The sequence below is a fragment of the Lysinibacillus piscis genome (genome assembly GCF_026012395.1).
GTDB classification, from domain to species: Bacteria; Bacillota; Bacilli; order Bacillales_A; family Planococcaceae; genus Lysinibacillus; species Lysinibacillus piscis.
This window is the reverse complement of record NZ_BRZA01000001.1, coordinates 1,073,079-1,086,898: the sequence shown is the minus strand read 5'-3', so window position 1 is coordinate 1,086,898 and position 13,820 is coordinate 1,073,079. Positions and strand designations below refer to the sequence as shown.

Genomic DNA, 13,820 nt, shown 5'->3' with positions numbered 1-13,820 from the left:
GTTGACTATAAATTCGAAATGAGGGAATCCCGATGAAAATAGCAATTTCTTCTGATCACGGTGGTAATAATTTACGTCGTGAGATTATGCAGCTATTAGATGAGCTAACTATTAGTTATGAAGATTTTGGTCCAAAAACAGATGAGTCAGTGGATTATCCAGACTACGCACGTCCAGTTGCGGAAAAGGTAGCGGCAGGCGAGTTTGACCGCGGTATTTTAATTTGTGGTACAGGCATTGGTATTTCGATTGCTGCAAATAAATTTAAAGGTATTCGCTGTGCATTAGTGCATGATGTATTTAGTGCAAAGGCAACACGTTGTCATAATGATTCAAATGTTTTAGCGATGGGTGAGCGTGTTATTGGTCCAGGCCTTGCACGTGAAATCGTTCAAACATGGTTAGAAACAGATTTTGAAGGTGGTCGTCATACACGTCGCATTGAAAAAATCACAGAGTTAGAGGGTTAAACATAGGGAGGGCTGAGCAGATGGTTGTAGAACAAATACGGGCACAGTTGACTCAGTTACTCATGGAATTTGAAGAGCAGGTAACACTACGAGCAAAAACAATTTTTATCGTAGGCTGCTCAACATCTGAAGTAATTGGTCAGAAAATTGGAACAGCGGGTGCACTCGACATAGCAGAAGCTATTTTTGAACCCCTGCAAGCATTTGCAGAGAAGCATGGGCTATATTTAGCTTTTCAAGGCTGTGAGCATATTAATCGTGCTATTACATTAGAATCAAGCACAGCGGAATTTTTTGACTATGAGCCTGTAGCAGTTGTACCTGTTCGTACAGCGGGGGGCTCCATGTCAGCCTATGCCTATACACAATTTACGAATGCTGTTGTTGTAGAAAATGTACAGGCAAGTGCAGGCATTGATATTGGCCAAACATTAATTGGTATGCATTTAAAAGCAGTAGCTGTCCCTGTTCGTACAACAGTCGATAAAGTAGGGGAAGCCATTGTCACAATAGCAACAACACGTCCAAAGCTAATTGGTGGAGAACGTGCAGTATATAAATAATTCATTTTCTAGGAGGATATTTGAAACATGGCATATGAAAAATTAGCACTACAAGACAAAGCAGTATTAGATGGAATTCTTGCAGAAAAAAAGCGTCAACAAGCTAATATTGAGTTAATCGCATCAGAAAACTTTGTATCCGAAGCAGTTATGGAAGCACAAGGCTCTGTATTAACAAATAAATATGCTGAAGGTTATCCTGGTAAACGTTACTATGGTGGCTGTGAATATGTCGATGTAGTAGAAAATATTGCACGTGATCGTGTGAAAGAAATTTTTGGTGCAGAATATGCAAACGTACAGCCACACTCAGGTGCACAAGCAAATATGGCGGTCTACCATACAATTTTAGAGCCAGGTGATACAGTTCTTGGTATGAACTTATCCCATGGTGGTCACTTAACACATGGTTCACCAGTAAACTTCTCAGGTGTCCTTTACAACTTTGTAGAATATGGTGTGACAGAAGATACAAATGTGATTGATTATGAAGATGTACGACAAAAAGCATTGGAACATAAACCAAAGTTAATTGTTGCTGGTGCATCTGCTTATCCACGTGAGATTGACTTTGCAAAATTCCGTGAAATTGCTGATGAGGTAGGGGCATACTTCATGGTAGATATGGCACATATTGCAGGTCTTGTTGCTGTTGGTGAACATCCATCACCAGTACCATATGCTGATTTTGTGACATCTACAACACATAAAACATTACGTGGGCCACGTGGCGGTTTAATCCTTGCTTCAAAAGAATGGGAGCAAAAACTGAATAAATCAGTATTCCCAGGTATTCAAGGTGGTCCATTAATGCACGTAATCGCTGCAAAAGCAGTATCATTTGGTGAGGTATTACAGCCTGAATTTAAAGAATATGCAAAGCAAGTAAAAGCAAATGCACGTGCTTTAGCAGATGTTTTAATGGCTGAAGGTGTGAAAATTGTATCAGGTGGTACAGACAATCATATCGTATTATTAAACGTGAAATCACTTGGCTTAACTGGTAAAGTAGCAGAACATGCTTTAGACGAAGTAGGTATTACAACAAACAAAAATACCATTCCATATGATACGGAATCACCATTTGTCACTTCTGGTATCCGTATTGGTACACCTGCTGTCACATCACGTGGCTTCAAAGAAGATGATATAAAAGAAGTAGGTGCTATTATTGCAATGGTACTTAAAAACCCAGAAGATGAAGCGGTTAAAGCTGAAGCGAGAGACCGTGTGAAAGTGTTAACGGATAAATATCCATTGTACGCATAAAAAGTTAACCCAAGTTAGATGAAATGCTGATTGAGCGTTTGTCCTAGCTTGGGCTTTTTTGTTAGAAAATCTGATTAAATGACTAATAGTAACTAAAAATTCGAAATATTAATATAAATAGAGATAAGTTCTTTGCTGAACTAAAGTAAATGACCTATAATATTATAAAAATACCCAGCTATGTCGAAAAAAATTTTGTCTATAAAGTGACAATTCATTCACTTTTTGTGTACAATTTAAAATGACAAGATGGTAAAGATAGGGGGGATTAAATGATTACAAATTCATTAGAAATACAAAATGAAATGCTGTTGAAGGCTATTTGCAATTTAGCTGAAAACTCGAAGAAAGGCTATGTTATTTTTGATGCCACCAATAATTATAATATTGTAGCGTGTAATAATTATTTTTGTATATTAACAAATATGGAACATTCCCAAATAATCAATCAAGATTATTTTGAGCTACTATTTCAAGAGGAGCAAGTAGCGACACTTGAGATGATTAAACAAAAAATACATAGTGGCGTCATGGTACAGGCAAAACTATACCATGATCGTTTAGAGAAGTCCGCATTTTGGGCTGAAGTGCAAGCATTACCATTTCAAAATGCTACAAATACAACAACCTATGTATTAGCGTTTGTAGAAAATGTTACATATTATCATATAGAAGACTTTTTAATAAGACTAGAAAAAGAAATGTATGAGGCCATTGAAAAGGACAGCCCTTTTTATACAAAATTAAAAGCGATTTGTAATGGTTTAGATGAATTTTTTGCGCCCAATATTGTGAGTACAATACTAATTGAATTAGAAGAAGATCAATTACGCGTGTTTACAGGGGATAATTGTTATACAGATATATCGAAAAGTTGTGCAAAAACGGCATTTTATGAAAAGGTATTCAATGAAGAAAATGTCATTCAGGTGAATTGTTGGGATGAATTAGATATTCCATTGGAACATAAACTGTTTGCACAAGTAGCACAAAGTAAAACAGGGTGGTTTATACCTATTCATAACCAACAGCAGCAAACAATCGGTTTTTTCAGTATATACTGTACAGAGCAAATGGATAATCCGAATTTATTTGAAAAAGTGTTCCGTAAAATTGGTGACCTTGTTGCATTAGCTATTGTCTATGAAAAAACACAGCAGAAAATTTGGAATTTAGCCTATTTAGATACACCAACGGGATTGCCAAATAGATATAGCCTATTTGAACAAATTGATAGCCTATATGGACAAGGTGATGTGAAAATTGTGCTACCTAGTGAATTCCATCAAATTGTGGAGTTGTACGGGCGAAGTGTAGGAGATGATCTTTTAAAACAAATTGCACAGCGCTTACAAGAAAATGAAGGAGAGCATAACGAATACATTGCACGTTTTACAAGTTCAGCCCTCATTATATTAACGATGACAACAGATAAAAATTTAACAAACTATGATAGAAGAATTCGTCATATTGTACGTCAACCGTTCATATTAGCTGGTAAGCAAGTGTATATTACGATAAAAACAGGTGTGGCTTATTATAATGAAGAAATCTCTGTAAAAGATGCTATACGTTTTGCAGACAATGCTGTTTCTTCAGCGGTCAAGAAGCCAGGTACACATGTGGAAATATTTACACAACAGCGCAATGATATGTTAGAAGAGCAGATGATGGTGTTAAATTATTTATCAGAGGCACTAGAAAACAAAGAAATTTCAGTGAATCTACAACCGAAAGTTCATTTACAAACGGGAGAAATTCACAGTATAGAGGCGCTTGCACGTTGGGTATCACCTAAGTTGGGGTTTGTTTCACCTGCCATGTTTATTCCAGTGGCAGAAAGTGCTGGAAAGGTACGAGATATAGATAATCAAATTTTGGAAAAAGTTCTTGAATGGTTAGCAGAACGGCAACGATTAGGCAAAAAGTTGATGAAGGTGGCCATTAACATTTCACCTACACATTTTTACCATGAGGGCTTTGTAGAAGATACATTAGCCATGATTCACAAATACAATATTGATCCAAGCTATATCATTGTAGAGGTGACTGAAAGCGTAGGCTTGGTCGATTTCCAAACAGCCTTCGCGATTATTCAAAAATTAACAGAGCAAGGTATCACAACATCTGTAGATGATTTTGGTACAGGTTTTTCTTCATTAAGTTATTTGCAGCGTTTACCATTCTCGGAATTGAAAATTGACCGTAGTTTTTTAAATACAATTGATGATGCGGCTACTTTAGCCATTGTCCGTTCAATTGTCCAGCTTGCTTTAAATTTAGAGATGACATCAGTAGCTGAAGGGATAGAGAATGAGGAGCAAGTAGAAATATTACGTGCTTTAGGTTGTAAGGTGGGACAAGGCTATTTCTACTATAAACCAATGATGCCAGAGCAACTGAATGAAATACTCGATATGCAAGAAGCCTCGCTCAATTAATTTTGAGAAGGCTTCTTTTTTCTGTTATACTAGATAAGATAAATATGAACGGTTAGGAGCGATCTTCTATGAGCAAAGTATATGTATTTGACCACCCATTAATCCAACATAAGTTAACGTATATTCGCGATAAAAATACGGGAACAAAAGAATTTCGAGAGCTGGTAGATGAAGTAGCAACATTAATGGCTTTTGAAATTACACGCGATTTACCATTGGAAGAAATCGAAATTGAAACACCTGTAACAGCGGCTAAAACAAAAGTACTGTCAGGGAAAAAAATTGCGATTGTACCTATATTACGTGCAGGTATTGGGATGGTAGATGGCGTTTTGAAACTCATCCCAGCAGCTAAAGTGGGGCATATCGGTTTATATCGTGATCCACAAACATTGCAGCCTGTAGAATATTATGCAAAACTACCTGCTGATGTAGAAGAGCGTGATTTCATCATTGTAGACCCAATGTTAGCGACAGGCGGTTCAGCAGTAGAGGCGATTAACTCCTTGAAAAAACGTGGTGCAAAGAGCATTAAATTTATGTGTTTAATTGCTGCGCCAGAAGGTGTGAAAGCAATTCAAGAAAAACATAATGATGTAGATATTTATATTGCTGCACTTGATGAAAAATTAAATGATCATGGCTATATCGTACCTGGTTTAGGGGATGCTGGAGACCGTTTATTTGGTACAAAATAATGTCATTCGGAAGCGCCCTGCAACAACTGGAGGGCGTTTCCATATGAAGAACAAATTTAACAAAGGATGGTGCAAGTTATTGTGGTGAAAAAATGGAAGGTAATGACGATTTTTGGCACAAGACCAGAAGCAATTAAAATGGCCCCACTTGTATTGGAGCTACAAAAATATCCTGAGCAAATAGAGTCGATTGTGACGGTAACAGCACAGCATCGTCAAATGTTAGATCAAGTATTAGAAACGTTCCAAATTACGCCTGACTACGATTTGAATATTATGAAGGATCGTCAAACATTAATTGATGTGACAACGAATGCTTTACAAGGTTTAGATAAGGTGATGAAGGAAGCAAGCCCTGATATCGTGCTAGTACATGGTGATACAACGACAACCTTTGTTGCAAGCTTGGCGGCATTTTACAATCAAATTGCGATTGGACATGTAGAAGCAGGCTTACGAACTTGGAATAAATATTCACCATATCCCGAAGAAATGAATCGTCAATTAACAGGTGTGATGGCTGACCTTCATTTTGCGCCAACAGAAGTATCCAAGAAAAATCTATTAGATGAAAATAAAAAATTAGAAACGATTTTTGTGACAGGTAACACAGCTATTGATGCCTTGGCAACAACAGTGAATAAGGATTATACACATCCTGTGCTCGAAAAAATGGGCACAGACCGAATGATTTTATTAACAGCACACCGCCGTGAAAATTTAGGAGAGCCAATGCGTCATATGTTCCGTGCAATTACTAGAATTTTAGCGGAGCATGACGATGTGCAAGTAGTATACCCTGTGCATATGAATCCAGCTGTTCGTGAAATTGCGAATGAGATTTTAGGAGACAATGAACGTGTACATTTAATTGAACCATTAGAAGTATTTGATTTCCATAACTTTGCAGCGAATGCATATATGATTTTGACAGATTCAGGTGGTGTACAAGAAGAAGCGCCTTCATTAGGAAAACCTGTTTTAGTATTACGTGATACGACAGAGCGCCCAGAAGGCATTGCAGCAGGGACGTTAAAACTTGCAGGAACGGAAGAAGAAACAATTTATACACTAACAAAAGAATTATTAGAAGATGTCAATGCTTATGAAGCAATGGCAAAGGCGTCTAATCCATATGGTGATGGTCATGCATCTAAACGTATCGTAGAAGCACTTCTAAAATTTTTACAAAAATAATGTGATACAAAAGCTAATTGCTACACAGAACATCGTGTAACAGTTAGCTTTTTCTTTGTCATATGACGACATTTTAATATAAATGCTTTTTTTACATAATTCTATATACTAGATGAGAGTATACACAAATTTGTCAACAATTTGACAAGATTGTAGTAGCTGTGAAGTTTTTCACCTTTACTAATTGACTTCAAATATCAGCTATTGTATGCTTACAAAGGGTAAGAATGATAAGGGTTTCTATTCGAGAATCGACATAGGAATACTTGTTATATCAAGTTTCTACTAAATTGACAGTATAAACAAATACTGTCGGTTTGTAATGGTTTGTGCGATTTACTTTGTTATTGATTAGGAAAGCGTTACCAATACATTTCCTTCTACTTTTTAGACAATGACAAATTCGCAAACTGAGTAGTATGTCACTGCTCTTTTCTGATTTCACAAAGTGGTCGACAAACGGTTTCTTTACTCGAAAAAACGATTCAGGAGATTATAAACCAATGCTAGATTTGCATCACATTTTTGCTATGCAGAAGAGAGCGTTATTTTTTTTGCTCGCACTCTGTGCATTAGGCTGGGGTTTTACACCTTATCAAACGATTTTTGCGGGCATCGCAGTCGGTGCATTCTTTGGTACATATAATTTTTGGATTTTAGTTCGTCGTATGGAGAAGTTTGATAGGTCCATTAGTGAAGGGAAGAAGATAGGCTCAATTGGTACAGCACTACGCTTTGCCTCAGGTATAGCAGCGGCTGCGACAGCCATTTTGTGGCCCAACTATTTTCACTTAATTAGCACAGTTATTGGGCTAATGATTCCGTACATCTTTCTCTTTGTCGAGAGAATCGTAGCACACGTAAGGAATCGCTAATGTACTTTAAAAAATTAGAAAGAGAGGTGAAAAATTAACAATGAATCATGAAGCTCCGTTATACAAGATTGGTTTTTTAACATTCAATCTATCCACAGTGATGATGCTATTAGTTGCCGCAGTTATTGTCTTTATAATTGCATTTGTCTCAACTAGAAGCCTCAAACTAAAACCTACTGGGATGCAAAACTTTATGGAATGGGTTATGGATTTTGTAAAGGGCATCATCAAAAGCAATATGGACTGGAAAACAGGTGGTCGATTCCATGTTTTAGGTATCACATTAATTATGTTTATTGCGGTATCTAACTTATTGGGTCTTCCGTTTTCAATCGCCTATAATCACACTCTATGGTGGAAATCACCAACAGCCGATCCAACCGTAACAATGACATTAGCAGCAATGATTTTAGTATTAACACACTACTATGGTGTTAAGATGAAGGGCACAGGTCATTATGGTGGTACGTTCTTTAAACCAATGTCATTCATGTTTCCACTAAAACTTGTAGAGGAATTTGCTAACACATTAACGTTAGGTCTACGTCTTTACGGTAACATTTATGCAGGTGAGATTTTACTTGGTTTACTTGCCACTTTAGCAGCATCAAGTGCTGTTGGTTTCGTTGGCGCAATTATTCCAATGATGGCATGGCAAGGATTCTCTATTTTCGTAGGCTTTATCCAAGCCTTTATCTTCACAATGTTAACAATGGTGTACATGGCTCATAAAGTGAGCGATGACCATTAATATAAAGCATAATTCTATGCTTAAAAATTAAAAAACAAACAATTCCAAGGAGGAAGTTTTCAAATGGGTTTATTAGCAGCAGCAATCGCAATTGGTTTAGGTGCACTTGGTGCAGGTATTGGTAACGGTCTTATCGTATCAAAAACAGTAGAAGGTATCGCTCGTCAACCAGAATTACGTGGTGCTCTTCAAACAACAATGTTCATCGGGGTTGCATTAGTTGAAGCCCTACCGATCATCGCAGTAGTAGTTGCGTTTATCGTAATGAATAAATAATTCAGTACTATACTGAATTTTACTAGTGGCGAAGCAAGATTCTCCAGATAAAGTGAAACTTCATTTAGTGAAGGTTTATCTTCACTAAAGGTTAGTTGAACCAATCGGGTTTTTACAGGCTGTTTATCTTTATTCAAATACAATTTGAATGGAGAATCTTACAGCCTGTTAATACGGGGGAAACTTCGCTTTTCATTTTGACACAGTAAAAGCTATGTATACATATAGCTTTTTAAAATAGGTAGTTTTAGCTTGTCCATTATTATGTAGTTAATGCTCTTGAAGGGAGTGAAACAATCGTGTTTTTAGATTATCTTGTACTAGGCTCAGGCGCTGGTGAAGGATTTAACAACGGTGATATTGTATCAACATTAGTTATTTTCCTAGTATTAATGTTTTTACTAAAAAAGTTTGCTTGGGGTCCACTTATGGGCATTATGCAACAACGTGAAGAATTAGTAGCGAGTGAAATCGAAGCAGCTGAAAAAGCACGCAAAGAATCTCACCAATTTTTAGAAGAACAAAAGAGCCTTTTAAAAGAAGCTCGTACGGAAGCACAGGCGATTGTTGAAAGCGCAAAGAAGCAAGGCGAATTGCAAAAAGAAGAAATTCTTACTGCTGCTCGCAATGAAGCTAACCGCTTAAAAGAATCTGCTGTACGTGAAATCGAGTCTGAAAAAGAAAAGGCTATTGCCGCAGTGCGTGACGAAGTTGTGTCATTATCTGTACTTGCAGCATCTAAAGTCCTTAGCAAAGAAATTTCTGAGGCAGACAACCGTGCTCTAATTGAAGAGACGATTGCGAAGGCAGGGGAAGCTCAATGAGTAATTCAACGCTAGCAAAACGTTATGCGCAAGCACTTTTCGAGTTAGCACAACAAAAAAATATTCTTACTGAAGTCGGTTCAGATTTGCAGGAGCTTACAAAAGTATTAAACGTATCACCTGAGCTTTTAACGCTTTTGAGTGCACCGAAATTTTCAATCGAACGTAAGAAACAAATTATCGCTGATATCTTCGTAGGAGCAACTCCTGAATTTATACACACAATTCAACTTCTGGTTGAGAAAAAACGTGTGAACGAAGTAAAGTTAATTGCAGAAGCATATGCTGAATTTGCTGCACAAGCACAAGGGATTGCCAATGCAACAGTGTTCTCAACGCGTGAGCTTACTGCTGAAGAAAGTGCAAACATTTCAACAGCATTTGCGACACTTGTTGGTAAACATTCATTAAACATTACAAACGAAATTGATCCATCATTACTTGGTGGTATTCGTGTTCAAATCGGTAACCATATTTATGATAGCTCAGTAGCAAGTAAGCTAGAGCGTCTAAAACGTGAATTAATCGGTTAATATTTTAGAAATGTGAGAGGTGACATACATGGGCATCAAGGCTGAAGAAATCAGCAGTCTGATTAAACAACAGATTGAGAATTATGAATCTGAACTTAAAGTAAGCGAAGTTGGTACAGTTATCCGTGTTGGTGACGGTATCGCTCTTGCTCATGGCCTCGACAACGTCATGGCTGGAGAGCTATTAGAGTTCTCAAACGGTGTTATGGGTATGGCTCAAAACTTAGAAGAAGGTAACGTTGGTATCGTTATTCTAGGTGACTACCTTGGCATTAAAGAAGGCGATGAAGTTCGTCGTACAGGTCGTATTATGGAAGTACCAGTTGGTGAAGAACTAATTGGTCGTGTTGTAAACCCACTTGGTCAACCAGTAGATGGTCAAGGTCCAATCAACGCAACAAAAACACGTCCTATCGAAAGTCCAGCTTTCGGTGTAATGGCTCGTAAATCAGTACATGAACCATTACAAACTGGGATTAAAGCGATTGATGCATTAGTACCAATCGGTCGTGGTCAACGTGAGTTAATCATCGGTGACCGTCAAACAGGTAAAACATCTGTTGCTATCGATACAATCTTAAACCAAAATGGTGAAAATATGATTTGTATCTATGTAGCAATCGGTCAAAAAGAATCAACAGTTCGTGGTGTAGTTGAAACATTACGTAAGCATGGTGCATTAGATTACACAATCGTTGTAACAGCATCAGCATCTCAACCAGCTCCATTACTATACTTAGCGCCACTTGCTGGTGTATCAATGGCAGAAGAATTCATGTTACAAGGTAAACACGTATTAGTAGTGTATGATGACTTAACAAAACAAGCATCAGCTTACCGTGAGCTTTCACTTCTTCTTCGTCGTCCTCCAGGTCGTGAAGCTTACCCTGGTGACGTATTCTATCTACACAGCCGTCTATTAGAACGTGCTGCAAAATTAAACGAAACTTACCAAAACGGTTCAATTACAGCTCTTCCATTTGTTGAGACACAAGCTGGGGATATCTCTGCATACATCCCAACAAACGTTATCTCAATCACAGATGGTCAAATTTTCTTGCAATCTGACTTATTCAACTCAGGTGTACGTCCAGCGATTAATGCAGGTCTTTCTGTATCACGTGTAGGTGGATCTGCTCAAATTAAAGCGATGAAAAAAGTAGCTGGTACATTACGTCTTGACTTAGCAGCATTCCGTGAGCTTGAGGCATTCGCTCAATTCGGTTCTGACTTAGATAAAGTAACACTTGCAAAACTTGAACGTGGTAAACGTACAGTTGAAGTGTTAAAACAAGATTTAAACAAACCGCTAAAAGTTGAAAAACAAGTTGCCATTCTTTATGCCCTAACAAAAGGTCATTTAGATGATATTCCAGTACAAGATATCGTTCGTTTTGAATCAGAGTTTTTAAGCTGGTTAGATTCAAACCACACAAATGTTTTAGACCATGTTCGTACAACACAAGAACTTGCACCAGATGCAGAGTATGTAGCAGCTCTTACTGAGTTCAAAAAAACTTTCGCAAAATCTGAATAAGTTCAAGTATGTGATGGAGTGGATTAAAAAACAGAAGGTGGTGAAATACCAGTGGTAAACTTACGCGAAATTAAAGGTCGTATTAATTCTACAAAGAGCACACAAAAAACGACAAAAGCGATGCAGATGGTTTCTTCTTCAAAATTACGTCGTGCAGAGCAAAATGCGAAAGCGTACGTTCCTTATATGGAAAAAATCCAAGACGTAGTAGGTGCAATTGCAGCAGGTACGAAAGATAGTGGGCATCCAATGCTAACTGTTCGTCCTGTAAAGAAAACAGCTTACTTAGTAATTGGTTCTGACCGTGGACTAGCAGGTGCTTATAATTCAAGTATCTTGCGTCAAGTGCAACGTACAATTAACGAGCGTCATAAATCAAAAGACGAATACGTTATTTTAGCAGTAGGTCGTGTTGTGCGTGATTACTTTGTAAAACGTGATCATCATGTCATCAGCAGTATCGTTGCTCTTCCTGACCAACCGACATTTGCTGATATTAAAGAAATCGCTCGTAAAGCTGTTGGTATGTTCATTGACGGTACATATGATGAACTTTATATGTACTACAATCATTTCGTTAGCGCTATTGCTAGTGAAGTGACTGAAAAGAAACTTCTTCCATTAACTGATATTGCCCCTGCAACAGGTGTAGCTTCTTATGAATTTGAGCCATCTGGTGAAGCAATTCTTGAAGTATTGTTACCACAATATGCAGAAAGCTTAATTTATGGTGCATTATTAGATGGAAAAGCAAGTGAACATTCATCACGTATGACGGCTATGCGTAATGCAACGGATAATGCTTCTGATTTAATTGCGGAGCTTTCATTGCAATATAACCGTGCGCGTCAAGCAGCGATTACACAAGAAATTACAGAAATCGTTGGTGGAGCTGCTGCCTTAGAATAGGCGCATGTCTCCCCAATGTCGTATAAGAATACGAATAGGAGGGTACACAGTAATGAATAAAGGACATGTTATTCAAGTAATGGGTCCAGTTGTTGACGTAAAATTCAGCAATGGCCAATTACCAGCAATCTATAACTCATTAACAGTTAAGATTGAACGTCCGAATGAAGAACCAACAACTCTTACACTAGAAGTTGCTCTTCATTTAGGTGATGATTCTGTTCGTACAATTGCGATGGCATCTACGGATGGCTTACAACGTGGAGCAGAAGTAACAGACTCAGGAAAAGCAATCTCAGTACCAGTTGGTGAAGTTACTCTAGGTCGTGTATTCAACGTACTTGGAGAAGTAATCGACTTAGGTGAAGAGATTCCAGCTGCTGCACGTCGTGATTCAATTCACCGTGAAGCACCATCATTCGAGAATCTTTCAACAACAGTTGAAATCCTTGAAACAGGTATCAAAGTAGTAGACTTATTAGCACCATATATTAAAGGTGGTAAAATCGGTCTATTCGGTGGTGCCGGTGTAGGTAAAACGGTATTAATCCAAGAATTAATTAACAACATCGCACAAGAGCACTCTGGTATCTCTGTATTCGCTGGTGTAGGTGAGCGTACTCGTGAAGGGAACGACTTATTCCACGAAATGAGCGATTCAGGCGTTATTAAGCAAACAGCGATGGTATTTGGTCAAATGAACGAGCCACCTGGAGCACGTATGCGTGTAGCTTTAACAGGTCTGACAATGGCTGAATATTTCCGTGATGAGCAAGGTCAAGACGTACTTTTATTCATCGATAATATCTTCCGTTTCACACAAGCAGGTTCTGAGGTTTCTGCCTTATTAGGTCGTATGCCTTCTGCGGTGGGTTACCAACCAACACTTGCTACAGAAATGGGTAAATTACAAGAGCGTATCACATCTACTAACAAAGGTTCTGTAACTTCTATCCAAGCGATTTACGTACCAGCCGATGACTATACTGACCCGGCTCCAGCAACGACTTTCGCTCACTTAGATGCAACAACAAACCTTGAGCGTAAATTATCAGAAATGGGTATTTATCCTGCGGTAGACCCATTAGCTTCAACTTCTCGTGCATTGTCACCTGATATTGTAGGCGCTGAACATTATGCAATCGCGACTAACGTAAAACGTACAATCCAACGTTACCGTGAATTACAAGATATCATTGCAATCTTAGGTATGGATGAATTATCTGATGAAGATAAACAAACAGTAGAACGTGCTCGTCGTATTCAATTCTTCTTATCTCAAAACTTCCACGTAGCGGAGCAATTCACTGGTCAAGCAGGTTCTTATGTGCCTGTTAAAGAAACTGTACGTTCATTCAAGGAAATTCTTGATGGCAAATGGGATCACTTACCAGAAGATGCTTTCCGTCTAGTTGGTTCAATTGATGAAGTAGTTGAAAAAGCGAAAAGCATGGGCGTAGAGGTTTAATACTAGGGA

The 13,820-nt window shown here is 38.0% G+C and carries 14 protein-coding genes; all 14 read left to right on the top strand.

All coding sequences use genetic code 11. From position 1 onward, the window contains the following. Positions 1–32: 32 nt before the first annotated feature. The 14 genes from rpiB to atpD all read left to right on the top strand — a co-directional run bounded on the left by rpiB (position 33) and on the right by atpD (position 13,811). Positions 33–470 (top strand): ribose 5-phosphate isomerase B, encoded by a 438-nt coding sequence (gene rpiB / locus OPF91_RS05295; RefSeq protein WP_264987646.1) that lies wholly within the window; start codon positions 33–35, stop codon positions 468–470. A 20-nt stretch (positions 471–490) separates the two neighbouring features. After that, positions 491–1,033 (top strand): TIGR01440 family protein, encoded by a 543-nt coding sequence (locus OPF91_RS05290; protein WP_264987645.1) that lies wholly within the window; start codon positions 491–493, stop codon positions 1,031–1,033. 27 nt (positions 1,034–1,060) lie between these two features. Further along, positions 1,061–2,302 carry a serine hydroxymethyltransferase gene (gene glyA, locus OPF91_RS05285; protein WP_264987644.1) on the top strand — a complete coding sequence of 414 codons (1,242 nt, stop codon included), beginning with the start codon at positions 1,061–1,063 and terminating at the stop codon, positions 2,300–2,302. A gap of 272 nt (positions 2,303–2,574) precedes the next feature. Further along, a complete protein-coding gene (locus OPF91_RS05280; protein WP_264987643.1) occupies positions 2,575–4,743 on the top strand; it encodes a bifunctional diguanylate cyclase/phosphodiesterase in 2,169 nt (722 codons plus the stop codon). Between the two features lie 68 nt (positions 4,744–4,811). Beyond that, entirely contained in the window at positions 4,812–5,441 is a 630-nt protein-coding gene (gene upp, locus OPF91_RS05275; protein WP_264987642.1) for a uracil phosphoribosyltransferase, read from the top strand. 81 nt (positions 5,442–5,522) lie between these two features. Beyond that, on the top strand, positions 5,523–6,638 hold the full coding sequence (gene wecB, locus OPF91_RS05270; RefSeq protein WP_309297410.1) for a non-hydrolyzing UDP-N-acetylglucosamine 2-epimerase: 1,116 nt from the start codon (positions 5,523–5,525) through the stop codon (positions 6,636–6,638). Between the two features lie 503 nt (positions 6,639–7,141). After that, positions 7,142–7,513: an ATP synthase subunit I gene (locus tag OPF91_RS05265; RefSeq protein WP_264987640.1), complete on the top strand. Its 372-nt coding sequence runs from the start codon at positions 7,142–7,144 to the stop codon at positions 7,511–7,513. Positions 7,514–7,553: 40 nt separating this feature from the next. Further along, complete coding sequence (gene atpB, locus OPF91_RS05260; protein WP_264987639.1) at positions 7,554–8,264, top strand: F0F1 ATP synthase subunit A; 711 nt, start codon at positions 7,554–7,556, stop codon at positions 8,262–8,264. A gap of 63 nt (positions 8,265–8,327) precedes the next feature. Then, positions 8,328–8,540: a F0F1 ATP synthase subunit C gene (atpE, locus tag OPF91_RS05255; RefSeq protein ID WP_264987638.1), complete on the top strand. Its 213-nt coding sequence runs from the start codon at positions 8,328–8,330 to the stop codon at positions 8,538–8,540. A gap of 299 nt (positions 8,541–8,839) precedes the next feature. Next, positions 8,840–9,364 carry a F0F1 ATP synthase subunit B gene (gene atpF / locus OPF91_RS05250; protein ID WP_264987637.1) on the top strand — a complete coding sequence of 175 codons (525 nt, stop codon included), beginning with the start codon at positions 8,840–8,842 and terminating at the stop codon, positions 9,362–9,364. After that, the gene (locus OPF91_RS05245; protein WP_264987636.1) at positions 9,361–9,897 is read left to right on the top strand and encodes a F0F1 ATP synthase subunit delta; all 537 of its coding nucleotides are present in this window, start codon (positions 9,361–9,363) and stop codon (positions 9,895–9,897) included. The genes atpF and OPF91_RS05245 overlap by 4 nt, the downstream gene beginning before the upstream one ends. 28 nt (positions 9,898–9,925) lie before the next feature. Beyond that, positions 9,926–11,434 carry a F0F1 ATP synthase subunit alpha gene (gene atpA, locus OPF91_RS05240; RefSeq protein WP_264987635.1) on the top strand — a complete coding sequence of 503 codons (1,509 nt, stop codon included), beginning with the start codon at positions 9,926–9,928 and terminating at the stop codon, positions 11,432–11,434. Between the two features lie 51 nt (positions 11,435–11,485). Continuing rightward, entirely contained in the window at positions 11,486–12,343 is an 858-nt protein-coding gene (gene atpG, locus OPF91_RS05235) for an ATP synthase F1 subunit gamma (protein WP_264987634.1), read from the top strand. 52 nt (positions 12,344–12,395) lie between these two features. Next, entirely contained in the window at positions 12,396–13,811 is a 1,416-nt protein-coding gene (atpD, locus tag OPF91_RS05230; RefSeq protein WP_264987633.1) for a F0F1 ATP synthase subunit beta, read from the top strand. Positions 13,812–13,820: the final 9 nt, after the last annotated feature.